The sequence below is a fragment of the Cohnella faecalis genome (genome assembly GCF_003570905.1).
GTDB lineage: Bacteria > Bacillota > Bacilli > Paenibacillales > Paenibacillaceae > Cohnella > Cohnella faecalis.
In genome coordinates this window covers 75,225-98,490 of the sequence record NZ_QXJM01000023.1, presented here as the reverse complement: position 1 = coordinate 98,490, position 23,266 = coordinate 75,225, and the positions used below count along the sequence as shown (strand labels likewise).

Here is a 23,266-nt window from a genome sequence, read left to right as displayed (position 1 = left end):
GACTTCCTTTCACAAACAAATCGTCTGCAGCTCCGCGCTGCCGAATTGCAGCAGAATTTGGCCTTTGCCGTTCAGGCAGGATTCCAGATTCCGTCTAGGGTCGCAAAAAGAAGGATCGGTTTCGAGCGATTTGCGAAAATAAGTGCGGGCTTGCTCCAATTGGGCGAAAATCGCTTGAATGCACCCGAGAGCGTTGTAAGCGATAGCGATCAGCTTCGGTTCGTCGGTTAATGTCGAGATGAGCTGAAAATGCCGTTGCGCCTCGTTCCATTCCTTCAAATGCATGCGCGACATCGCCAGATACAACCGCCCCGCAATGAACTCGGGATGCGAGCGAACCGTCTCCTCAAGCTGCTCTGCGGCATGGCCGAACATGTGGAGCTGGAAGTACCCTTGCCCTTTTTGAAACACGGCAAGCACATGCTCCGCAGGCGCTGGGGCCGCCGCGGCTTTAACCGGCGCAGGCTGTTGAAGCTCCAAATCGCGGTATAAGGCCATTTTGTCTTCGAAGGAAAGCCATGACTCAATCATATCATCACTTAACGCTTTCAGCATCTCCCATTGTTCCTGCATTCGGAACCTTTCCTCGCCCGATGCGCCCGGATACCTCAAAATTAAATCGTCGAGCACTTCGTTCATCGTCCCAAACCATTGCCGGATTATGGACATTTGGACGCCCCTCCTTGACGAGAATGAGATGGTACTGCTCATTCTGCGTTCGGAGAACGTCTTTCATACGCTTTACATGACGGTCGAATGAGGCTCCTCCGCCAACAATTTGACAACCCGGTTCCGTTCGTCCATGATAGCCACTCTTGGATGATGGCGGCGCGCCTCTTCGTCCGTGACGAAGCCGTAAGCGATAATGATGACCAGATCGCCCGGCTGCACGAGTCGGGCCGCAGCGCCGTTCAAGCAGATGACCCCGGAGCCTCTTGGGCCTGGAATGGCGTACGTTTCGAAACGCGCGCCGTTATTATTGTTCACAATCTGAACTTTTTCGTCGGGCAAAATGTCTACCAGCTCCATCAAATCCTGGTCGATCGTGATGCTGCCCACATAATTCAAATTCGCTTCGGTTACGGTAGCCCGGTGAATTTTGGACTTCATCATTTGGCGAAACATCAAGCCCTCACCTCCTGAGGAAATAAAAGAACGTTATCGATTAGCCTGGTGTTGCCGAACCGGACAGCCAATGCGATCAGCAAAGGACGATCCGAATTGCGCAGCCGCATTCCCGCGCGCGGAAATTCCAGCTCGGGATACGTAAGCACGTCCGCGTAATCGATATCGGCGAGCGGCTGGGATCTGATCTTGCCGCGCAATCTTACGCTCAGCTCCGCTTCCGTCATTCCTTCCTCGATCCAGTCCGGCACTTGGCCGAGCGTGCGGGAAAGGATAAGCGCCTGCCTGCGCTCCTCCGGGCTCAAGTACACGTTCCGCGAGCTGAGGGCCAGCCCGTCCGCCTCCCTTACGGTCGGACAAGGCACGATATCGACGGGAATATTGAGATCCCGGGTGAACCTTGCGATAACAGCCACCTGCTGCGCGTCCTTCAAGCCGAAATAGGCCCGATCAGGCGTTACGATATTGAACAGCTTCGTCACGACGGTAGCTACGCCTTCGAAATGACCGGGACGGCTGGCGCCGCACAGACGGTCCGTCAGTCCCGTTACGGCTACTGTCGTTCGGATAGGATCCGGGTACATTTCCGACACTTCCGGCATGAACAGAATATGGGCGCCTGCTTCCGAAGCCAGACTCTTATCTCGTGCCTCGTCTCGCGGATATTTATCGAAATCCTCGTTCGGACCGAATTGGGTCGGATTGACAAAAGCGCTGACGACCGTTAATCCGTTTTCTTCCGCGGATCGGCGAATAAGGCTGGCATGGCCTTGGTGAAGATACCCCATTGTGGGCACGAAGCCGACAGAGGAATCGGGTCGGCTTCGCCGAAATTCCGCGATACGCTCGCGAAGCTCGGGAATGTGCCGAATGATGGATAACGTCATTTTGAATCTCCTCCGTATAGGCGGGAAGACCACGCTTGAACGGCTTGATCGTCAAGCGGAAAACCGTGCTTCTCCTGCGGGAAAGCTTGCGATTTTACGTCGTCCACGTATTGGGTTATTGCGCTCTTGATAGTTGTGCCGATATCGGCGTAGCTTTGGACGAATCGTTTGTCCCGGATGCCGGAGCCGTAGCGAAGCAGATCGTGGTAGACGAGCACTTGGCCGTCGCAGCCTCTTCCCGCCCCGATTCCGATTGTCGGTATGGTCAGCGATTTGCTGATGGCGGCGGCGACCGGCTCGGTAACGAGCTCTAGCACGATTCCGAACGCTCCCGCTTGCTCGAGCGCTTTGGCGTCGTCAAGAAGCTTCTCGACTTCCTTGGAATCCTTCCCTTGCACCTTATAGCCGCCGATCTGATGAACCGATTGCGGCGTCAGCCCAAGGTGGCCGATCACCGGAATGCCGGAAGCCGTCAGACGGCGAACTTCCTCGGCCAAATCGGCGCCTCCTTCGAGCTTGACGGCGTGAGCGCCTCCCTCGCGCATAAGACGAGCCGCATTGCGAAGCGTCTCTGCGGGACCAAGACGGTAGGTCGCGAAAGGCATGTCCGCTACGATTAGCGTATTCGGAGCGCCGCGCACGACGGCCCTCGTATGGTAGATCATATCTTCGAGAGTGACGGGCACCGTCGTATCGTAGCCAAGCACGACATTGCCGAGCGAATCGCCGACAAGAATAACGTCCACGCCGGCTTCCTCGGACAGCTTGGCAGACGGATAATCGTACGCCGTCAGCATCGCTATCGGTTTGTTTTGTTGTTTCATCGCTTTGAGTTTCGGGATGGTCAAAGCCTGTTTCATGGTCTTACGCCCCCCTTGAATTTAGAAAAAATAAAAAAACCCATTTCGCCCATGAGCAAAAAAGGTTCCAGGTCAACATCGAACGTCCTTCACGTCCTTCTGTCTCGGTCCCTTAAGGCTCAGAGCAGAATCCGCCGCGAAATCATGACGGGTATGAAGCTGTTATTGCTGTTATAAGCCGGCAAGTGCGGTTCGCTCCTTGGCGATACCACCTTGCGGATTTTATTATAACCTACGTGCACCGCTTTAGTCTATCGGGTAAATAGATGCGGCGGCTGAATGCGATCGGCGACGCTTATTGCGGCTTATTGACCGCCGCGCGTCCCCGGATCGCCTATGTCCGCGGAATAGACGGTTTGGAAGCTGCCGTCCGGCAGTTCGACGCGAAGGCCGCCCATCTCGTCCAGGCTCCTTGGAACGCCGATCAGCGTCCCCGTCGGAGTCGTCAGGCGAACGGTATGATTAAGCGTTACCGAATGAGCTTCCCACAGCGCCCGAATCGGCGCAAAGCCTCTCTCCGCGAACAGATCGTACAGCCTCTCGAATTCTTCGAGAATGACCGCGATCAGCTCTGCTCTATCGATTGCCTTGCCGCCGTTAGCCATTTTCAACGATACCGCCCGTTCCAGCAACTCTTCGGGATAATCGTCCGGCTCCAAATTGACGGAAACGCCGAGACCGACGACCACGTAGCGAAGCCTCTCGTCTTCCGCTGCCGATTCGAGCAATATACCGCTTATTTTTTTGCCGTCGACCAGCAAATCGTTGGGCCACTTAATGCCGATGGATAACGAAGGAACGACTCTCGCAATGGCTCGGCTTAAGGCGACAGCCGCAAGCAGCGTTAGCTGCGGGGTCAATGGCAATGGAACGAGCGGACGCAGCAGCAGACTCATCCATACGCCTTTGCCAGCCGGAGATACCCATGCCCTGCCCATTCTCCCGCGACCGCTCGTCTGCTGCTCCGCGATAACGAGCGTTCCTTCGGGAGCGCCTTCCTCCGCAAGCTTGCGAAGCTCGTCCTGAGTAGACGGGACAACGTCCATAATCCGCAATTGGCGGCCGAAGGCGCGCGTATTCAGCTTAGGAAGCAATTCCAGCGCCGTAATCCGGCTCGGCTTCCCCGATAACCGGTAGCCAAGGCGGGGAACCGCGTCGATCGTATACCCTTGCGCCTCCAGCTTGCGAACTTGCTTCCATACCGCCGTTCGGCTTACGTTCAACCGGCGGCTAATGTCCTCACCGGACACGTAAGCTCCCGCTTCCGCCTCCAAAAGCTCTAACAACGAAACGTTGCTCACGATGCGTTACCTCCGTCCATTTGCGCTCGCGCAGCGGCAAGCAGCGATTCCGAATCATTGCCCAATCGGTCCAGCGCGACCAGCTCAAGCAATTCGTTAAGCAGCTCGGCGATCCAGGGACCGGGAGCTTTGGCCAACGAACGGGACAGCTCATCCCCTCTTACGGCGAGCTCCGCAGCCTTCCATACCGATATCTCGTTAGTCCAATCTTTAGCATAGGCTAGTAACGAGTAAGCAACTGGGCGGCATTTCGTCATCTTCAGCCAATCCTCCGCCGTACTTCGACCGAACCGCAAAGCCAGCTTTACCCACGAAGCCCGAAGAGAAGACAACTGCACGGCATTAGCCTGTTCATTCGCTGTTTCATCAAAAGCCTTTTTCCCGGCACTTCCAGCGACTGCCATCAGCCGGTCCGACCATAACCGATCAAAGCCGATAACGCCCGAAATCCGCTTCGTTCTCTGCGAGCTCAGCCTCAGCTTCCGGCACAGTTGCTCCGCTTCGTCTGCCCCGCAGCCTGCCGCCGACAGAAAAGCGGCCCAGCGAACATCGATATCGTCCGCTTCGGACAATCGGCACTCCTTGACGCAATGCCAACGAATATCTATGGCATCGGGCTTGACGCTTGCGAGAGTGTCCGGCAGCGGATCCTTTACGTTCGCGAGCAATCCGCTTCGAATAAGCAGAGCGGCACCCCGATCCGGCTTGTCGCTCGCCATCAGCTTGTCCCATTCGGCCGCGACCCGTTCCATGGCTACGTGCTTCAAACGCTCGCGCTGCCTCTTTATTCCCCGCCAGGTCGATAACGCAAGCCGAAAATCGAGAACTGCGGCGAACCGGACGGCGCGGAGCATTCGCAGAGCGTCTTCGCCGAACCTTGAATCGGCATCGCCTACGCATCTAATTAAACCTGCCGACAAATCGCGTTCTCCTCCGAACGGATCGATTGTCTCTCCTTCGAATCCGACAGCGATAGCGTTCATCGTGAAATCTCGCCGAGCGAGGTCTTCCCTGATATCTCTCACGAAAGTTACTTCGTCCGGACGCCGGCCGTCGCTGTAGCCGGTTTCGTGCCTATACGTCGTCACCTCGAACGGTACGCCATTCTCCATCACGGTTACGGTTCCATGCTGCAGCCCGGTCGGCAGCGTACGAGCGAACGTCGACATGACCTCTTCCGGAAGCGCGGAGGTCGCGATATCGATATCGTGAACGGCTCTTCGCAGCAGCCGGTCGCGGACGCAGCCTCCGACCAGGAACGCTTCGAAGCCCGCTTCGCGCAGCCGGCGGACGACGGCAAGCCCTGCAGCCCATAGAGCTTCTCCGTCAACGGCAGCCATCTTCGTCTATCCTTCGCATACAGGTATCGGAACTTCGTAAGGAATCCCGAGTACCCGGTAATAGATTTGCTCGTACTGCGCGGTAATTAAGTCATTGCAAAATTGCTGTGTGGCCCGGCTGATGCAAGCTTTCCTGAATTTGGCGAACAGCTCCGGATCCTTCAGCAGCTGCAATGCGTACGAAGCCATTTGGTCCGTATCGCCGATCGGAGCCAAAAAGCCAGTAACGCCGTGCTGAACAAGCTCCGGAATACCGCCTGCGATGGAACCGATCGTCGGCACTCCGCATGCCATCGCTTCAAGCGCGACGAGTCCGAAGCTCTCTTTTTCCGAAGGGAGCAACATTAAGTCCGCAATCGAAATGACATGGGCTACGTCATCCTGCTTGCCCAAAAAATGAACCTTGTTCGCCAATCCCATCTGCATAATTTTCGTCTGGATTTTCGGCAAATCAGGTCCCTCTCCGACAAGCAGCAGCTTGGAAGGAATTTCCGCGTTTACTTTCGCGAAAATATCGACCACGTCGCTCGTACGTTTAACGGGACGGAAGTTGGATATGTGCATAAGCAGCTTCTCGTTCGGGCGGACGAATTCGCGGCGAAGATCCGAACATTCGCGCGGGTAGTAAATCCGTTTGTCCACGAAATTATAGGTCAAATCGATCGGCTCCCGAATTTCCAGAAGCTCGCGGGTTTCCCGAATCAAATCTTGGCTGACCGCCGTGACGGCATCGCTCTTGCGGATGCCGAGCCTGATAATGTCTTTAAGCGACTCGTCCTGGGCGAGAACCGTAATATCCGTTCCGTGAAGAGTCGTGACAACCTTGAGCTTGTCGCCGGACATTTCTTTGGCCAGAAAAGCGCATATCGCATGCGGCACGGCATAGTGCACGTGCAGAACGTCCAGCCCTTGCAGACGGGCTACCTGGTTCATCTTGCTTGCCAGCGACAAATCGTAAGGAGGATAACGGAATACGTAATAGTCCGACACCTCGACTTCATGATAGAAAATATTGCGGTGGAACTTGCCAAGCCGGAACGGAATGCTGTTCGTAATGAAATGAATTTCATGGCCCTTCTCGGCAAGCAGCTTTCCGAGCTCGGTAGCTACGACACCGGACCCTCCTAGCGAAGGGTAGCAAGTAATACCGATTTTTAGTGGACGAATCACGCGTTCTCCTCCTTTCTTTTCTTGCTTATTCTTTACCCGCTTGCCTTCTTGCCCGTTGCCGGGAGCGAACGGTCAGAGCCGATCGAGCGTGACCGGCCCTCTCGGAACGAAGCCTTCGGCAAACGCCAATTTCCTCTGCTGTCCGAGCAAGCGATCGCGTGCGACAACCATTTCCACATAGCTGCCGGTCAGCGGGGTTTCCACCCAATCTTGCTCGCTTCCGGCCGGCATGAATTGGGAACGGTACGCGCGAACCGACGCCATCTTTCGCTCCTGAACGTCGCTAATATCGACGAGCACCTGGCTCGTATGAACTTCGTTGATGAAATAAAAATAAAGCATGTCGACCGTCCACGCCGGTTCCTCCGGAATGTAGCGTCTCAGCTTAGCATTGAACACCGCTTCTTCCGTCATACGGCTGCACATGACATGATCGGGATGCCTGTCGATAAAATACGGAGTGAACACGATGCGCGGCCGATGCCGCCGGATGGCGGACACCATAAGGTCGATTTGCTCGGGTACCGCGGCAAGCCGCCGATCGGGAAGCCCCAAATTTTCTCTTACCGCCAATCCGAGAATTTTCGAAGCCTCCGCCGCTTCCTTTTGCCGAGTTTCGACGTTGCCGTTGGAGGACATCTCCGCATAGGTCAAATCGATCAAGCCAACGCGATTGCCGGCAGCGGTATGCTTGGCGATCGTCCCGCCCATGCCGATTTCAGCGTCGTCCGGATGCGCGGCAAATATGAGCATGTCCAAACCGTACCGATGCGCTGCCGCAGTCATTCGTCAATCCCCGGCTTATACTTGTGAACGAGCTCGCGCCAAGCGAAATCTCCCCGTTCCATCGCTTTAAGCAGCAGCTCTCCCGTTGCGATATTGGTTGCCACCGGAATGCCTTGCACGTCGCAAAGCCTCAGAAGCGCGATGATGTCCGGCTCGTGCGGCTGCGCCATTAGAGGGTCGCGCAAGAAAATAATCAAATCCATCTCGTTCTGCGCAACGAGAGCGCCGATCTGCTGGTCTCCGCCTAGCGGACCGGACATGAACCGATGAACGTTCAGGCTCGTGCTTTCCATGATCCGGCTTCCCGTCGTTCCCGTAGCATATAGCTTGTGCGGTGCCAATACGTTTTCGTAGGCGATGACGAAATTGACCATTTCGTCTTTTTTGCGATCGTGCGCGATGAGAGCAATGTGCATCATGCGGAACGTTCTCCTCTCCTGAAGGGAAGCTTATGTTCGTGCTTTTAATCGAGGAAGTGCTCGAACCCGTAGACGAGACCGGTCACGCCCATAATTTTTTTGATCGCGGTGTTCACGCCGGGCATGTAACCCGCGCGTTCGTAGGAGTCGTGGCGAATTTTCAGCGTTTGGCCGAAGGCGCCGAATACGACTTCCTGCTGGGCGAATACGCCTGGCAATCGTACGCTATGTATGCGGAACCCGTTGTAGTAACCTCCGCGAGAGCCTTCGATGACTTCCTCTTCCTTCGGATTTCCTTGGCGAAGCTCCTTGCGCGTCTCCGAAATCCATTCCGCCGTCTTGATCGAAGTCCCGGAAGGAGCGTCTAATTTTTGATCGCCGTGGTATTCGATGATTTCAACATGGGGAAAATATTTGGCAGCCATAGCCGAAAACTTCATCATGAGAATGGCGCCGATGGAAAAGTTGGGAGCGATCAATGCGCCAATGCCTTTCTCCTTGCACAGCTCGTCCAACTGAACCATTTGCTCCGGTGTGAATCCGGTCGTGCCAACAACGGGACGAACGCCTAGTCGAACCGCGATTTCCGTATTCGGCATAGCCGATTGCGGGTTCGTGAAATCGACCAGGACGTCGGGACGAGAGCTTGTCAATGCGGACTCCAGATCGGAGGATACAATGACGGAGGCAGCCGGTTTGCCTACGAGCGTGCCGGCGTCGACAGGTCCCGCCGATCGGGCAATGGCTGCGACAAGCTGCAGCTCTTCGTCCTCCAGCACCATCTTGACGACTTCCCGGCCCATTCGGCCGCCGGCTCCGGCTACCGCCACTTTAATTCTTTCAGACACTTCAATCACCTATTCCTATTCGTTGTTGGATTGGAAAACCGCCGTTTCAATTGATTGCGCCATTCCGCCTTCGCTTCCCGAAGCAACCTTGCCGCTTCATTGTGCAACGGCTCCAGTTGAAGCGCATCGCGAAAAGCGATAACCGCGTCGCGGTGCTTGCCCATCATCCGATGCCCAATGCCTAGAAGCACTCTGGCTTCAACCGATAACGGATCAAGCCGGACGGCTTGCAGCAGGTCGGGAACGGCCCTCTCCGGAGCTGCGGGCATAGCGGCAAGCGCCGCTTGGGCACGAGCCGTCAAGTCCTTCGCCTCCAGCATTCGGAGATGAAGCGAATACTGCGGATCTTCGGGTATGAGCCGCACGGCGCGGCCGGCGTACTCGAGCGCCAATGCAAGCTTCCCGCTCCGCGCGCATGTAATGGATGCTTTGTATGCATACGCTGCGTTCGACGGCTCGCATTCCATAGCCTGCTGAAACCAGCAGACTGCCTGTTCGAAATCGCCTTTGAAAATCGCGTCGTACGCCAGCCGAACATAGGATTCCCCGTCCATATCGACCATCCTCCCTTCGTGCGGGGATGGTACAGCATATGATTGCTACAGGTTATCGGTGTTCTTCTTCGTCCAGCGATTCGCGTCGCGGGTATTGAATTTGCTCATCACCTTGTCGTGCGCTTCCGCCAAATCAATACCGAGTGAATTGGCGAAACAGGTGACGATGAACAAAATATCGCCTAGCTCCATCTCAATGGAATTATCGGCTTCGTCCGGTTTTTTCGGCTTCTCGCCGAACCGGTGGTTTACTTCGCGGGCTAATTCGCCTACTTCTTCGCTCATTCGGGCAAGCATGGCCAAAGGCGAAAAGTAGCCTTCCTTGAACTGCGAAATGTAAGCATCCACCTCGCGCTGGATTTGGGCCAGCGACTTTTCGGAAAGCGTACGGTTCGTAATTTGCGATTCTCCCACAAGCCTTGCTCCCTTTTCATTCGTTTCATTCCTATGTTAGCGTAAGATGTGGGGGAAAACAAATGCAAATTCACCATTTCACGGAGGGATTCGATCATGTCATCCGACGATTTTTGGCGAAAAGTCCGAACATGGGCTACTTTAGCGGCCGGAACGGCTGTATACGCTTTCGGAATTCAATATTTCATCTTGCCCAACCGGCTGATGGAAGGCGGCGTGACCGGCGTTGCCGTCCTTCTTAACTACGCCGGCAATTTGCCGACCTCGCTCATGACGCTGGTCATCAATCTTCCCTTGTTCGCTCTCGGCTGGCGTCGGCTCGGAAAGTCCGCGATGGTCTATACGGTAGGCGGCACCGTGCTTCTGTCGATCTTTTTGTGGATATTGGAGCGTCTATTTCAGCACGGTTACATCGAGCCGTTCCGAACCGAGCAGGATTTCATCCTCGTCGTCTTATATGCGGGAGTCACGCTAGGAGTAGGACTCGGCTTGGTGTTTCGGGTAGGCGGCACGACGGGCGGCGTCGACATTATCGCCCGCATCCTCCACAGGGCAAAAGGCTGGAGCATGGGACAAATTATTTTGTCGCTGGACGTTCTGATCCTCGGAATTTCCCTTTTCTTCATACCGAAGGAGAAGGTGCTCTACACTCTCGTTACCGTCTTCATTGCATCCAAAATCATCGACTTCATTCAAGAGGGCGCCTATGCGGCCAAGGCGTTCACAATTGTATGCGAGTCGCCCGACCGGCTCGCAAAGGAAATTACACGGGAGCTGGATCGCGGGGTCACCTTGATGCCCGCGCGAGGAGGCTTCTCCGGCGAACCGAAAACCGTCGTCTATTGCGTCGTAAGCCGCTTCGAAATTCCCAAATTAAAAAGCCTCGTTCGTCAGCATGACAAACGGGCTTTTATCGTAATCAACGATGTTCACGACGTTCTTGGAGAAGGGTTCCGAGAGGAGTAACCGCTCATGGGGCTCGCACGTATTATTTCATCCAGCGGTCGGCCGGATCGCGGCGCGAGCCCCGCTTGGGCAATGCCGGCACTCCCGTCGACATATCCGATCGGTAGCGTCTCCAGCCGACCCATGTCAGCATCGCGACGACAATCGACCCGATCATCGCCGACCATCCCCAAGTCGGACCGGAGGCCGGCACGGAAACGGTCGGTTCCTCATCCTTGTTCGGGAACACCCCCTCAAGGGCGTTGGTCAATGCCGGAATAAGATTGTCGGTCAGCTTGGCGTCCGCCTTGGCAGCCGACATTACGCGCGATGCATAGGCCATCGCCGAATCGGCTCTTTCGGCGACAAACGGCTCCGTGCTGAGCAAGACTGCGGTTCGGATAAGTCGATAATGATTGTTCAAAGCTTGAAAAGCGGAGCGCGCACGCAAAGAAGATGCTCCTTCCGATTTCAAAGCTTTATCCAACGAGTTCAAATCATCGAGTACGACGGCCCGGTAGCGATGCCACATCGGCTCGCCGGGATTAGCCAAAGCGTCTGCGGCAAGTCTCACTTCGGCGGCCGCCGTCTTCCAGCGCTGATGGTCCGGAGAGACGGAGACAATTTGGCGTTTCAAGCCGGCTATGCTGTTCGACAGCGCCTGCACGCCTTCCACCGACGTCAAGCCCTCCAACCGAAGCGCGAGAAAGCCCCGTTCCGTCTGCTGCATCCTGCGCAAAGACTCGAGCTTGTCGCCATCCTGAACCGATTTGTAGAGCAGCTCTGCGGCATCGCGAAAGGAACGGACCGCCGAATCCCCGGAAGCAGAAGAGATGCCGGACGTTGCTGTCGGATCAGCATCGATCGATCCCTGCGCATCGCCCCAAGCGACAACGGGATTGCCGAGCAAGAGCCCGAGCAGCGCCAACAGGACGATGCGCCCCTCCCGCCACTTAACCGACGAATACTGACGTTTGTCTAACAACACGGACATCCCCTCCTGCCCTAAGGTATGAGGGGATGTCCGCAATTAGAACGGGTTGTCCGATTTGCGTCGGAGAACGAACCTGGCCCATGCTCCCGACAGCACGCTTAAACCGGTCAAGATGAAGGTGAAATTACGCACGAGAACCAGATCGTCGTCCAGCTCGCTTGGCAAATAAGGGAATATGCCATAGCCGTAATCGATACTGTCGTTAAGGAATGTCCATGCGGCGGCGACGGCGAGCGAAATCCAATTGAAGAAGAAAAAGCGAGCATATAACAGCGCCGTAACAGCCATCGCCGTATGGCCGATGATGAGCATCCAATGCTCCCAATATAGGACGTCGCCTTGCGCTTGTCCCCAGAAAATAATAACCGTGGCCCAAATTCCGTATTTCACGGAAGTAACGACGCCGAGCGCCTCGATAATTCCGCGGATCGATTGGACGAACCCCGATTTGGACGGCTTCGGCGATATCCAAAGCCACAGCACCGCTATCGCAAAAAACAACGAAGCGGTCGGACTGTCCGGCACGAACGGAATTTGCCAATGCGGATGATGATTCCATGTCTTGACTAGCTGGTCTTCATACCAGATGTAGCCGTAGATCGTACCCGGAACGTAAATGAGCAGCAACAAAAGCAGCGTAACCGGATGCAAAAGACAATGCTTCGAAAAATACCAGCGTAAGCTCACTTCGGTCGGCTCCTTCATGGCCATGGTTGGAAATCCCGGAACGAAAGAGTAGCGGCACCATGCGTGCCGCTACTCGGGTTGATGCCAGCTTATTCGGCTTTTTGCTTGGAGAGCCAGGTTGCTACCTGATCGATTTGTTCGTCGGTCAGTTTGCCTTTGAACGGCGGCATTCCGTCGCCTTTGCCATTCGTGATCGTAGCGACAAGTTCCTCTTTGCTAAGCGTGTCTCCGATACCGCGAAGCGCAGGGGCGCCTCCTCCTTCGAGCTCGGCACCGTGGCAAGCGATACATTGCGCTTCCTTCATCGTCCCGGTGAAGGCGACGTCGTCCGCGGCCACCATCGCAGGAATTTTCTCTTTGCCCGGAATCGGGCGAGGAAGTCCTTTTTCGATGGCCTCTTCCGCTTTGATCTCGCGTTCGATGTGCTCCGGAATCGTTCCCGACGCTTTGAGCTCGAACTGGTAGTGATCCCACGATACCCAAGTCAAGTAAATGACGGCAACGAGCGACAGCGCCATGAACGAGGAAGCCATCGGACGGCGGTAGAAGCGGCGTTCCTTGCCCGTATCCAGGAAAGGAGCGAGCAGCAAACCTCCGAACAGCAACGCCGGAAAGAGCGCCGTACCGAACACGATGAAATCCTCGGACGTATACGGATATTTCAACAACTGATACATGAACAGGAAGTACCAGTCCGGCATCGGAATGAACGCGCCGTTAAGCGGGTTCGCCGGATATCCGAGCGGAGCAGGCTCCGAGATGACGAGGACGAGAACGCCCACGAGCGCCACGACGCCGACCATCCATTCTTTCAGCAGGAAGTTCGGAATGAACGCTTCCGATTTGCCCGGGAAAGCGGTGTAGTCGGGCGGCACGACATTCTTATTGTCTCTCTTGCGAATACGCGAATCGCCGACGTATACGATTTTTTCATTTGGATCTTGTTTGTGTGCCAACGCTTGCCACTCCTCTCTCTTACAGCGGCCCGGAAATGCCCTGTTTTCGGATCATGAAGAAGTGTGCGGCAAGCAGCGCGAGCAGCAGGCCGGGCAGGAAGAACACGTGAATCGCGAAGAAACGAGTCAGCGTTTGCGCGCCGACGATCGTGCCCCCCTGCATCAACTCCTTGATGTAAGGGCCGACCCACGGAACGGAAGCCGCGATTTCGATACCGACCTTCGTCGCGAAATACGCTTTGTTGTCCCAAGGAAGCAGATAGCCCGTAAAGCCAAGACCTAGCATAACGAAGAAAATCAACATTCCGACTACCCAGTTCATTTCGCGAGGCGCTTTGTAAGAGCCCGTGAAGAAAACCCGCAAGGTATGTAGGAACATCATAACGATGACGAGACTCGCGCCCCAGTGGTGCATCCCCCGCACAATCGCGCCGAAGGCGACCTGATGCTGGAGGTAATCGACGCTATAGTATGCGTTGATTATGTCGGGAACGTAGTACATCGTCAGGAACATCCCCGAGAGGATTTGGATGACGGTAATGAAGAACGTCAATCCGCCGAAGCAATAGACGAAAGCGGAGAAGTGATGCGCCGGGTTAACGTGCTCCGGCACCTCGTGATCCGCGATGTCCCGCCACATCGGCGTAACGTCCAGACGCTCGTCGATCCAATTGTACATGCTTTTGAACATGGGACGAAACGCCCTCCTTCTACTTCACGCGCGTGTTGGCTAACAGCGGTCCGAGGTATACCCAGCCGTTTTCGAGCTTGACTTCGTATTCATCGAGCGGTTTCGGCGCAACCTTCAGGTTTTTGCCGTCTTTCGTATAGCGTGCACCGTGGCACGGGCAGTGGTACTCGTTCGGCGCTTCTTCGCCGCTCCAGCCGATCGTGCATCCGAGATGCTTGCAGATCGGAGACAGCGCGAACACTTTGCCGTCGTCGCCTTTCGTAAGCCATGCTTGCATTTTCGGATCGCTTTCGTACCATCCATCGATCTGATGGACTTTGAAATCCACCTGCTGAGGCTCTTTCGTTACTTTGCTCTCTTCAATGACTTTCACGAAATTGCCCGACGTTTTCTTTTGCAAGATGGGATCGACGGCAAACCGAATCATCGGCAAAATGACCCCGCCTGCCATGAAGGCTGTGGCACCGCCAAGCGTATATGTCAAAAACTGCCTTCTCGACATCTCCTTACGCTTAATCGGTTTATGCACGGTATCCTGCTGCTCATTGTGGTCCATTCCTTCTACCCCCTTTGCCACACCAACTTGCGTCCATCACGGACTTTACCTTACATTCACAAGGACAAAACTATAATAGCCCACGCGATTTGGAACGTCAAGAATCGCGGTGAACGTTTCCAACGCCTGCGGGAAAAGCCAGCTTAAAATGTTCTCAAATTGTCACATTTCCCCGGCGAGCCCTGTCTGCCTATTGTTTTCCTTTCTTGCGGAAATATGCGCGGGCTACCTCGAATCCGACGCGAACGCGGCTTCCTTCCAGAGAGCGGACACCGACTTGCGAATCAAGCTCTCGTCGGCTGCAGCTCCCTCGGCCTCCGGCTGGAGAATCAAATCCGCTTCGGGAATGCCAGCGATTCCGTTCGGCTGACCGCACACAATAATAAGGTAACGGAAGCCGGATCGCTTCAATTGCCGGCAAGCCGCTCTCAGACGTTCCAGCGCTTCCTCTCCGCCATCGTAATAATGGTAGGCCGGCATCGTAACCGTGCGCCCCTTGAACGCGTACTCGACCGGAGAGAGCCAGTCTCCGGCCGCCCCCACCTTCTCCTTCGCTTCCCAAGGAGACTCCGTTCCGTCAAGCCCGGTTACGGGAAGCAGGCACGTATCCATATAGGGCTGCAAGTCCGGCCATTCCGCTTCGTTCAACTCGCTGAATCTCATTTTCCACCCAACCTCTATTCCGTTCGATATCGTCTCTATATGCTTCTAGGCATACTATCATCTTCATCGTACTCCAATTTATCGGACAAGAAAAGCAAAAAACAGCCGCCGCGGCGGCTGCCGGGCGGCTTCTTATCGTTTGGTTCAAGACAGGATCGTCTTCAGTTCGTCGGTCAGAAGCCGGAACTGCTCCGGATCGTGCCGCGCAAGCGCATCGTCGATGTCTTCGTATAGCTTTTCCGTCCGGTATTTGCGCAGCGCCTCGTCCAGGACCATTTCGGCCGCCAGTCCCAGCATGTTCTCGTAGGCGACTTTCATGTTGTCCATCATCGTGCACCTCCGTAAATTCCGGATTAGCGGGCTCCTAGAGGCTCAAATATTGCTTGCCCTTGGTTACGTAGCTGTCCGCTGTCCGCTTTAATTGCTCCAAATCCCGCTCGGTCAACTCCCTGACGACTTTGGCGGGCGAGCCAAGACACAGGGTATACGGCGGAATAACCTGACGCTCGGTAATAAGCGATCCGGCTCCTACTAAAGCATATTCACCGATTTCGGCACCGCTCAGGACAATGGCCCCCATGCCGATCAAAGTGCCTTTGCCTATTCGGCAACCGTGAACGATCGCCGAATGCCCGACCGATACTCCGTCTTCGATAATAAGTGGCTGATCTCGATTCACATGCCCGACGACGCCGTCTTGAATGTTCGATTCTTTTCCGATAATAATCGGCGCCAAGTCCCCGCGCAGCACGGCGTTAAACCAAATGGAGCTGCAGGCTCCGATTTCGACGTCCCCTACGATTTTGGCGCCGTCGGCCACGAACACCCCGGTTCCAAGACGGGGAACAACTCCCATGAATGGCAGCAACACGACCGCTCTCTCCTTCCGATTGTTCCGCTGAAGTTGAGAGAGATTGTAGCAACTCCATTCAACTGCTGTCAACGCCCGTTCCATCCATCCGGATAGTGTCTTCGAAAGCCAGCGATGTCCCCTTTACGATCGATCTCCCTTGCGAAGTCATGCGGACGACCGCCTCGCGGGCTTCGGTCTCCCCCCATCTTAGCAAGCCAAGGTGGACCATCATCGCAAGAACGCGGCGTTCCAGCACGTCCTGGGGCGTATCGTAATAGTAGGGACGAATAAGAGGAAGCAGAACCTCCCTCAAGGAAGACACCGTCACCCACTCCGTGCCCAGCCGGGAAACCCATTGAACGAGCGACAGAAGATTCGGGATCGGTCCTTTGTAGAGCCGAAGCCATAAGCGATACAGCGGAGCCGGATCGAGAGTCCCCTTTGCTTCCGCGGCGCGATGCCCCTCCTCGGTTACAACCAATCTTTCGAATTCTTCCCGAATAAAGCCGTTGTACCAAGCGAAATCGTACAGCAGCGAAAACCGTTCCGGATAATCCCGAATTCTTCTGCCATAGCCGAACCGCCAACCGCCCTTGGCCGGAACCTGCTCTCCGATCGACATAAGCTCCAGCAGTTGTCCCAGCTGCCTTTTATACAAAATACCTTCGGATGTCAGAGGAGCATCGTTATCTCTCGCATAACGCAACAACCGAATCAGGTCGTCCGCGAGAAGACCTTGCTCGTCCCGATAGACGGGCGGCTCATCGGTTATTTGAAGGCTTGTTCGGAATTGGCGTTCCAACGTATCGCACAACCGTGTTTTGACGTCTTCGGGAACCTGAAACAAATAACGCGTTTGCTGCGATATCCCGTTGAACAGCCATCCGAACCGTTTGAATCTGGTAATCGCAAGCCTTGCGATTTCATCCGGCTCCAGCGGCGGAAGTTCCGGACTGGCACTCTTTTTGCGCGATCGGCTGCCGGCCGGAGACAACGCCTGCTTGACGGGAACGGACAGCATCGGCGAATTTGCCGATCCCGATGCCCGCTCTTCCTTGCCGGCTGCATTCCCGATCGCACGGGCTTTCAATTCCTCCAAGCTGTAAGTCGCGCGGGTTTCGAACAAGAGCGAGTTCAGGAATCGCAAGTCGTCCTTGCTCATTTGCCCGACCCGCGTCTCCAATGCGTCTCTGCGCTGAACCGCCGTCAAAATCGACTGGATAAGCTCGTTTTTGGAATGGCTGCTGCAATCGCACTCATAGGCGTCCGCTATCCGGGTTAGCTGTTCAATGTCGGCATAACAGAGCATATCGGCCAAATTCATCGGCATTCCCCGCTTTTAGGAGCATTTAATCCCATTATCGGTTGAACAGCAGCGGTTTAAACGTCGACGCTCATGAAAAAAAGGCTTTCCGCCCCGTCGTAACGGTTTGCGGAAAGCCTTGGATTTACGATTGTTGCGATTCGATTCTTTCGTTCAGATGAGCGGTGCAATTATGGAGCAGCGGAATCCACTTCTCGCCGCGGCGTTCCACGACGGTTAACGATACGTTGTTCAGCCGACCGTCGGTCAGATCGTCGCACATCGACTGCAGCATGCGTCCAAGAAAACTGCCGTGCGTAACGACTAACCACGCTTCCCCCTCATGGTCTCTGACGAATTCGTCCAGAAAGCTTAGCCCTCGTTCCAGCACCTGCTCGTCCGTCTCCTGATCCGGTACGAGACGTCTCCAGTCGTCGCCCCATCGAGCGAGCCGCTCCGGTTCCGTCGTGCCTTCCGCTTCGCCGAAAGCTCTCTCTTTGAGACGAGAGTCGAACCGAATCGGAATGCCCAACCGTTCGGCGATCGTCTCCCCCGTGCTCTTCGCCCTGGATAGAGGACTGCATACCACGCCGTCCCACCGGTTTTTCTCCTCCGCGAGCCTGGCCGCCAACAGCCTCGCTTGCGCCCCCCCTTCCTCGCTGAGAGGAATGTCGGTTGCGCCTTGGATTTTCCCCAGCTGATTCCATGCGGTAATTCCGTGCCGGATCCAGCCGATCCGGGTCGTCGCGCTCATGAACGAACCCGCGAAAACCAATTCAGAATCAGCAGCGTCATAATCATGCCAAGCATGGACAGCGCCACCCAATACTCCGGCATAGCAGGCGTAACGTGCAGCAAGTAAGGCTCGCTAAGGCTGGCGGTAGGAACCTCGATAGTAACGCTGTTGTTCAGATCGTGCGAAGCCGCGAAGGCGCTGGCGGTTTCCATAACTCCGGTTATGTTGCTGTCGGGTCCGATAGCGCGATTGATCGTCGAATAGAGGAAGCCGCCGAAAAACACCGTGAGAAGACCGGCCAATACGATGGCAGTCTTCTTGCGGAAGCCGTTGGTAAAGGAATAGGTTCGCCGGGAAGTCGGCAGAAACCAGCTCTGTTCGGAATAGATCCGGTTCATCACCTTATCGCTCATTCCTTGATAAGCGAAAATCTCCTCTTCGAGCTTGTCGTCGTCGGGAATATCGCGAATCAGATCGGAGCTCTCTTCCCACATGCGGAATTGCTCTGCGCAGGCAGCGCAGCTTTGAATATGGATGTCGACCATGATCCTCTCCGGCGCATGTTCCGGCAAGTCCCAGTAAACGCCGAATAGCTCTTCGGCTTGTTCGCATTTCATCGCAGTTTCATCTCCTCGTACTCCTTCATCATGGACGGTTCGGTGAAGTACGATTCCAATTGGGTTTTGACGCTTGCCCTGGCCCGGAACAGAAGGGATTTGACGGAGCTGACCGTCTGCCCCAGGATATTCGCGATCTCCTGGTAATCCATCCCGTCGTATTCCCTCAGAATAAGCGCGGATCGTTGCTTCTCGGGAAGACTGTTGATGGCCTCGCGAACCATGAGCACTTTCTCGTTCCGCAAAAGCCGCTGTTCGGGCGCCGCTTCCATCGGTGCGGCGGGTATATAAGTGGAATCGTCCAACGAAAGGTGTGATGTCTTCTGCTTGCGAAGCTCGCTTAATACCGTATTGCGCGCAATCGTATATAGCCAGGTGGAAAAAGAGGCATCCACTTCCCGGAACGAGCTTAAGCTCCGGTAAGCTTTGTAGAACGTCTCCGAGCAGACGTCTTCCGCCATGATTTCCAGCTTAGCGCTTTTCAGCATATGAAATACGAAAGATAAAATCTTTTTCTGATAGCGGCTCATTAACGTGGAATAAAGCTCCACATTGCCGTCCTTGATTTCCCGAATCAATTGGGAATCCGTAAGCATTCCCGCGACCCTCCCCCCGCTTCAGGGTGAACGTTCGCAGCCGGATCTAACCTCTTATACCGGCATAAAACGAAAAAGTTGCGCCATCTGCTGCGCGTTTCATTCAGGAAGGCAGTATTTTACAAAATACACCTCGTATTGTAACACATTAGCAAAGACCAATACTTTAAAAATTTCTCAAATTGAACAGGTAAAAACGGGAATATGCTGGCTTTTCCTTTCGGTAGAGGAAACTTATAGCCTAATATACACCGGCCTGCTTATTTTATTTCCTTCCTTGCCATTGGTGCATCGCATTATGTAGCCGTCAACGCTATATAACCTGTTCGTAAGCGCTTAAATCATGTTGCGAGCGGGCAAGCGGCAGCACCTATCGGAAATGCGTCATGCATGACCGTACCCGTAAAGTTGCCAAAAACGCGACACCGTTTATCGTTAGGCGATAAGACGCGGTTGCCGGCTTTTATCAAAAGCGATATCGGCGTGAATTTGGGGTTATTTGACGATGAAAGCGTCATCAAAATAAAATGTAAACGCTTATTGACAAAATGTAAACGGATACATATAATAAAAGTACAGTATGGTTTCTCTCCACTCCTATCCAATCCTTGCACTCTGTGCAGCCGCCCGTGAGGGCGGTTTTTTTTTTGCCGTCAAACACGTTGCGTATCCGTTGCCATTCAGACAGAGCGTCGTTTTTGCGAACGAGCGAAGGGCGATAGCCCGATTTTTCCGAGCTAAACTTCTCCCGCAAAACGACCTTGCCGCTCCAATTCGAATTCGCCCGCCTATAGGGAATATAGGGAGGGGTTCCACCTACTCCATTCAAAAATGCCGCTATTGCGCTGATCAGTGGGACTGCGTACCTTTGTTCCCCCGCCATCGCAACCATTCCGCCCAGTCAGTGGGACATCGTACCATTGTTGCCCCGCCAGCGCCGCCATTCATCCCAATCAGTGGGACTACGTACCATTGCTGCACGCCGTTGCCGCTATTCCGCCCAATCAGTGGGACTTCATACCATCGTTCCCCCGCCAGCGCCGCTATTCCGCCGATCAGTGGGACTACGTACCATTGTTGCACGCCTTTGCCGCTATTCCGCCCGATCAGTGGGAGCCCGTACCATTGTTGCACGCCATTACCGCTATTCCGCCCAATCAGTGGGACTTCATACCGTCGTACCCCCGCCAGCGCCGCTATTCCGCCCAATCAGTGGGACTACGTACCATTGTTGCACGCCGTTGCCGCTATTCCGTCCAATCAGTGGGACCACGTACCATTTGTTACTCTGCCATCTCCACATTCCGCAGATCAGTGGGACTACGTACCATTGTTGCCCCGCCATTGCCGCTATTCCGCCCTATCAGTGGGACTGTGTACCATTGCTGCACGCCATTGCCGCTATTCCGCCCGATCAGTGGGAGCACGTACCATTGTTGCACGCCATTGCCGCTATTGCGCTAATCAGTGGGACATCATACCATCGTTCCCCCGCCAGCGCCGCTATTTCGCCCAATCAGTGGGATCGCGTACTATTGTTGCACGCCCATCGGCTACTGCCCGGCTTTAACGATACAGAGAGCGCTGCTCCATCTGCTATAAACGCGGTCGTTCTCGCACCTTGCCCCTGGCTTGCTTGCTCGCACCTTCTTTTTCTGAACGAAAGGGATAATGGTGCAGAAATGAATTCCTATATAAAAAAAGAAACGCCCATTTCATTAGAAATGGACGTCGTAGCCAAGTGATTTCAACAAAGCGACGGCTTGCTCCAAAGCGGCTTCGTTGCGGAACGACAGCCTAAGCACTCCCGGCACGTCTTCGCGGCTTTCGATTATATGAAGATTGCTCAAGTTGATTCGGGCTTGTCCAAGCTCGGTCGCAATGCCGCCAACGATGCCCGGATGATCCGGCACATTGACGTAGCATTCGAACAAAGAGGCGATCAAGCCTTTGCGCCGCTCCGGCAGGCTGTTCCGAAACTCTCCCGCCGCACGGAACTGCTCCGCTATTCCTTCTCCGTCCGACCGTTCAAGCAAATCTACGAATTTATCGGTTTCTTCCTTCCAATCTCCAAGAAGCTTCAGCAGCACATCGCGATTGTTAAGCAAGATGTCACGCCAAATAACCGGCTCGCTGGAAGCAATTCGCGTAATGTCGCGGAAGCCGCCCGCCGCCAGACTGGCGTACAAGCCGTTCTCTTCGTTGTAGCCCGCAATTTGGTTGACAAGCGCAACGGCGATGACGTGCGGCAGATGGCTGATCGCCCCGACGACGTCGTCGTGAAGAACGGCGTCCGTCTTCACGATATGAGCCCGCGTCCAATGAAGCAGCTCCTCAAGTCTGGCTAGAGCTTCTGCCGGAGTCGCTTCGGTTGGAGTAAGAACATAATAGGCATTTTCGAACAGATGGACATCAGCCGCTTCCACGCCCGAACGCTCCTTGCCTGCCATCGGATGTCCTCCGATGAAGACGGCGCCCTGCAGCGCCAGCTTGTCGGCATGGCGGACGACCGACGCTTTTGTGCTGCCGACGTCGGTAATGATGCAGCCTGGCTTGAGCGACAGCCGCGACAGCTCTTCCACATAGTCGGAAAGACGTCCGACCGGGACGCACAGAAACAGAAAATCCGCGTCCGCAGCCGCGTCCGCCAACGATGTCGTCGCTTCGTCGACGACGCCGGATGCGATGTATTTGTCGATAGAAGCCGGGTTGACCGAATGGCCGACGACATGAAACCCCGGATTTCCTTTGAAGCACAGGGCGAGCGAGCCGCCGATCAAGCCAACGCCAAAAATCGCGATCTTGATCTTCGTTCCCTCGCTCTGTTCGAATGTAAAGTCGCTAAAATCTCCGCTCATTCCGTCACACCTTTACCGCGATTTCTTGCAGCGCCGCTTCGAGCGCAGCAATCACTTTGTCGTTCTCTTCGCGGCTGCCAACCGTGATCCGAAGATGAGTCGGCGTCAGCTTAAAGCCGCCTCGCACAATGACACCCTTGCGAAGCAAACTATCGAACACTTCCTGCGCCGGACGCTTCACGTCAACCATAATGAAGTTGCCGTAAGCCGGGAAAGCTTCCAAGCCAAGGCGCTCGAACGCCGAACGAAGCTGCGCGAGACCTTCCCGGTTGGCATTGCGGCAATCGGCAACGAACGATTCGTCTGCGAGAGACGCCAGCGCGGCCGCTTGGCCGAAACGGCTCGTATTGAACGGCTCGCGCACCTGGTTGATGAACCTGATCACATCGGGACGCCCTATTCCGTACCCTATGCGAAGCGATGCGAGACCGTAAATTTTCGAGAATGTGCGGAGCAGGACGACGTTCGGATATTTTTCCAACAGCTTCAGACCGTTAGGGTAGGACGAGTCGTCGATATATTCGCAATAAGCTTCGTCAAGCACGACTAAAACGTGCGGAGGAACGTTGGATAGGAACCATTCCACCTCGTCCGCCGTGACAATCGTTCCTGTAGGGTTATTCGGATTGCATACCCAAATAACCTTGGTCTTGGAAGTAACGCGCTGAGCCATGCCGAACAAATCGTGCGTGCCCTTCTTGAGGGGGACTTCGACGATTACGGCATTCTCGATGACGCAGTTATGCTTATATTGCGGGAAGGTCAAGTCCGCCATAATCGTCTCGTCTCCCGGAAGCAGGAACGCGCGGGCGATCATCATAATGATTTCATCGGAGCCCATGCCAAAAATAATCTGATCCGTGTTAACCCCATGGTACGAAGCGATTGCGGCCGTCAATTCCACGGCAGCTCCGTCCGGATAAATGCTGACGTTATCAAGCTCTCTAACGATTGCTTCTTTCGCCTTCGGAGAACATCCGAAAGGATTCTCGTTGGAAGCTAGCTTAATGACCTCGGACAAGCCGAGCTCTCTCTTCACATCATCGACGGGTTTGCCCGGCTGATACACGGGCAAGCCCACAATATTCGGTTTCGGCTGCATAAACG

The 23,266-nt window shown here is 55.0% G+C and carries 27 protein-coding genes; 1 reads left to right on the top strand and 26 read right to left on the bottom strand.

The genetic code is table 11. The annotated features are described in order from the left end of the window. Nucleotides 1–9: 9 nt before the first annotated feature. The 12 genes from D3H35_RS04135 to D3H35_RS04080 form a co-directional block, all read right to left on the bottom strand. The gene (locus D3H35_RS04135) at nt 10–669 is read right to left on the bottom strand and encodes a tetratricopeptide repeat protein (protein ID WP_119147881.1); all 660 of its coding nucleotides are present in this window, start codon (nt 667–669) and stop codon (nt 10–12) included. 72 nt (nt 670–741) lie between these two features. Continuing rightward, nucleotides 742–1,125, bottom strand: coding sequence for an aspartate 1-decarboxylase (panD, locus tag D3H35_RS04130; RefSeq protein WP_119147880.1), 384 nt, complete (start codon nt 1,123–1,125; stop codon nt 742–744). Further along, nucleotides 1,125–2,012 (bottom strand): pantoate--beta-alanine ligase, encoded by an 888-nt coding sequence (gene panC / locus D3H35_RS04125; RefSeq protein WP_119147879.1) that lies wholly within the window; start codon nt 2,010–2,012, stop codon nt 1,125–1,127. The genes panD and panC overlap by 1 nt, the downstream gene beginning before the upstream one ends. Continuing rightward, complete coding sequence (panB, locus tag D3H35_RS04120; RefSeq protein ID WP_119147878.1) at nt 2,009–2,872, bottom strand: 3-methyl-2-oxobutanoate hydroxymethyltransferase; 864 nt, start codon at nt 2,870–2,872, stop codon at nt 2,009–2,011. The genes panC and panB overlap by 4 nt, the downstream gene beginning before the upstream one ends. 305 nt (nt 2,873–3,177) lie before the next feature. Next, the gene (locus D3H35_RS04115; RefSeq protein ID WP_119147877.1) at nt 3,178–4,173 is read right to left on the bottom strand and encodes a biotin--[acetyl-CoA-carboxylase] ligase; all 996 of its coding nucleotides are present in this window, start codon (nt 4,171–4,173) and stop codon (nt 3,178–3,180) included. Beyond that, nucleotides 4,170–5,513: a CCA tRNA nucleotidyltransferase gene (locus D3H35_RS04110; RefSeq protein WP_119147876.1), complete on the bottom strand. Its 1,344-nt coding sequence runs from the start codon at nt 5,511–5,513 to the stop codon at nt 4,170–4,172. Before D3H35_RS04110 ends, D3H35_RS04115 begins: the two co-directional genes overlap by 4 nt. A gap of 6 nt (nt 5,514–5,519) precedes the next feature. Next, the gene (gene bshA / locus D3H35_RS04105) at nt 5,520–6,683 is read right to left on the bottom strand and encodes an N-acetyl-alpha-D-glucosaminyl L-malate synthase BshA (RefSeq protein WP_119147875.1); all 1,164 of its coding nucleotides are present in this window, start codon (nt 6,681–6,683) and stop codon (nt 5,520–5,522) included. Nucleotides 6,684–6,755: 72 nt separating this feature from the next. Next, nucleotides 6,756–7,469: a bacillithiol biosynthesis deacetylase BshB1 gene (gene bshB1, locus D3H35_RS04100; protein WP_119147874.1), complete on the bottom strand. Its 714-nt coding sequence runs from the start codon at nt 7,467–7,469 to the stop codon at nt 6,756–6,758. Next, nucleotides 7,466–7,888: a methylglyoxal synthase gene (locus D3H35_RS04095; protein ID WP_199728459.1), complete on the bottom strand. Its 423-nt coding sequence runs from the start codon at nt 7,886–7,888 to the stop codon at nt 7,466–7,468. The genes bshB1 and D3H35_RS04095 overlap by 4 nt, the downstream gene beginning before the upstream one ends. A 44-nt stretch (nt 7,889–7,932) precedes the next feature. Then, nucleotides 7,933–8,736 carry a 4-hydroxy-tetrahydrodipicolinate reductase gene (gene dapB / locus D3H35_RS04090; protein WP_119148093.1) on the bottom strand — a complete coding sequence of 268 codons (804 nt, stop codon included), beginning with the start codon at nt 8,734–8,736 and terminating at the stop codon, nt 7,933–7,935. Between the two features lie 5 nt (nt 8,737–8,741). After that, the gene (locus D3H35_RS04085) at nt 8,742–9,290 is read right to left on the bottom strand and encodes a hypothetical protein (RefSeq protein ID WP_119147873.1); all 549 of its coding nucleotides are present in this window, start codon (nt 9,288–9,290) and stop codon (nt 8,742–8,744) included. Between the two features lie 45 nt (nt 9,291–9,335). Continuing rightward, nucleotides 9,336–9,704 (bottom strand): nucleotide pyrophosphohydrolase, encoded by a 369-nt coding sequence (locus D3H35_RS04080; RefSeq protein WP_199728458.1) that lies wholly within the window; start codon nt 9,702–9,704, stop codon nt 9,336–9,338. A 96-nt stretch (nt 9,705–9,800) separates the two neighbouring features. On the opposite strand from D3H35_RS04080, the gene D3H35_RS04075 reads away from it, so the two are divergent. Then, nucleotides 9,801–10,670, top strand: a complete 870-nt coding sequence (locus D3H35_RS04075) for a YitT family protein (RefSeq protein WP_119147872.1) — start codon at nt 9,801–9,803, stop codon at nt 10,668–10,670. Between the two features lie 22 nt (nt 10,671–10,692). Here the strand turns inward: D3H35_RS04075 and D3H35_RS04070 are convergent, their stop codons facing one another. From D3H35_RS04070 to hisC, 14 genes are all read right to left on the bottom strand, one after another. Continuing rightward, the gene (locus D3H35_RS04070; protein WP_158593938.1) at nt 10,693–11,637 is read right to left on the bottom strand and encodes a sporulation protein YpjB; all 945 of its coding nucleotides are present in this window, start codon (nt 11,635–11,637) and stop codon (nt 10,693–10,695) included. Between the two features lie 42 nt (nt 11,638–11,679). Then, nucleotides 11,680–12,330, bottom strand: coding sequence for a DUF1405 domain-containing protein (locus tag D3H35_RS04065; RefSeq protein ID WP_233567755.1), 651 nt, complete (start codon nt 12,328–12,330; stop codon nt 11,680–11,682). Between the two features lie 89 nt (nt 12,331–12,419). Further along, nucleotides 12,420–13,286, bottom strand: coding sequence for a menaquinol-cytochrome c reductase cytochrome b/c subunit (locus tag D3H35_RS04060; RefSeq protein ID WP_119147870.1), 867 nt, complete (start codon nt 13,284–13,286; stop codon nt 12,420–12,422). Between the two features lie 19 nt (nt 13,287–13,305). Continuing rightward, entirely contained in the window at nt 13,306–13,977 is a 672-nt protein-coding gene (gene qcrB, locus D3H35_RS04055; RefSeq protein ID WP_119147869.1) for a menaquinol-cytochrome c reductase cytochrome b subunit, read from the bottom strand. A gap of 19 nt (nt 13,978–13,996) precedes the next feature. Continuing rightward, on the bottom strand, nt 13,997–14,533 hold the full coding sequence (locus D3H35_RS04050; protein ID WP_119147868.1) for a ubiquinol-cytochrome c reductase iron-sulfur subunit: 537 nt from the start codon (nt 14,531–14,533) through the stop codon (nt 13,997–13,999). A 225-nt stretch (nt 14,534–14,758) separates the two neighbouring features. Continuing rightward, a complete protein-coding gene (locus D3H35_RS04045) occupies nt 14,759–15,196 on the bottom strand; it encodes a DUF2487 family protein (protein WP_119147867.1) in 438 nt (145 codons plus the stop codon). A gap of 144 nt (nt 15,197–15,340) precedes the next feature. Continuing rightward, entirely contained in the window at nt 15,341–15,523 is a 183-nt protein-coding gene (locus D3H35_RS04040; RefSeq protein WP_119147866.1) for an IDEAL domain-containing protein, read from the bottom strand. A gap of 37 nt (nt 15,524–15,560) precedes the next feature. Next, nucleotides 15,561–16,052 (bottom strand): gamma carbonic anhydrase family protein, encoded by a 492-nt coding sequence (locus D3H35_RS04035; RefSeq protein ID WP_378124781.1) that lies wholly within the window; start codon nt 16,050–16,052, stop codon nt 15,561–15,563. Between the two features lie 73 nt (nt 16,053–16,125). Then, nucleotides 16,126–17,373 (bottom strand): hypothetical protein, encoded by a 1,248-nt coding sequence (locus tag D3H35_RS04030; RefSeq protein ID WP_119147864.1) that lies wholly within the window; start codon nt 17,371–17,373, stop codon nt 16,126–16,128. 124 nt (nt 17,374–17,497) lie between these two features. Next, complete coding sequence (locus D3H35_RS04025; RefSeq protein ID WP_119147863.1) at nt 17,498–18,106, bottom strand: histidine phosphatase family protein; 609 nt, start codon at nt 18,104–18,106, stop codon at nt 17,498–17,500. Continuing rightward, nucleotides 18,103–18,705, bottom strand: coding sequence for an anti-sigma factor family protein (locus tag D3H35_RS04020; protein WP_119147862.1), 603 nt, complete (start codon nt 18,703–18,705; stop codon nt 18,103–18,105). The genes D3H35_RS04025 and D3H35_RS04020 overlap by 4 nt, the downstream gene beginning before the upstream one ends. Further along, nucleotides 18,702–19,301, bottom strand: a complete 600-nt coding sequence (locus tag D3H35_RS04015; RefSeq protein WP_119147861.1) for an RNA polymerase sigma factor — start codon at nt 19,299–19,301, stop codon at nt 18,702–18,704. Before D3H35_RS04015 ends, D3H35_RS04020 begins: the two co-directional genes overlap by 4 nt. 1,718 nt (nt 19,302–21,019) lie before the next feature. After that, entirely contained in the window at nt 21,020–22,159 is a 1,140-nt protein-coding gene (locus D3H35_RS04005) for a prephenate dehydrogenase (protein ID WP_119147859.1), read from the bottom strand. A 4-nt stretch (nt 22,160–22,163) separates the two neighbouring features. Then, nucleotides 22,164–23,261 carry a histidinol-phosphate transaminase gene (hisC, locus tag D3H35_RS04000; RefSeq protein WP_119147858.1) on the bottom strand — a complete coding sequence of 366 codons (1,098 nt, stop codon included), beginning with the start codon at nt 23,259–23,261 and terminating at the stop codon, nt 22,164–22,166. Between the last annotated feature and the right edge of the window lie 5 nt (nt 23,262–23,266).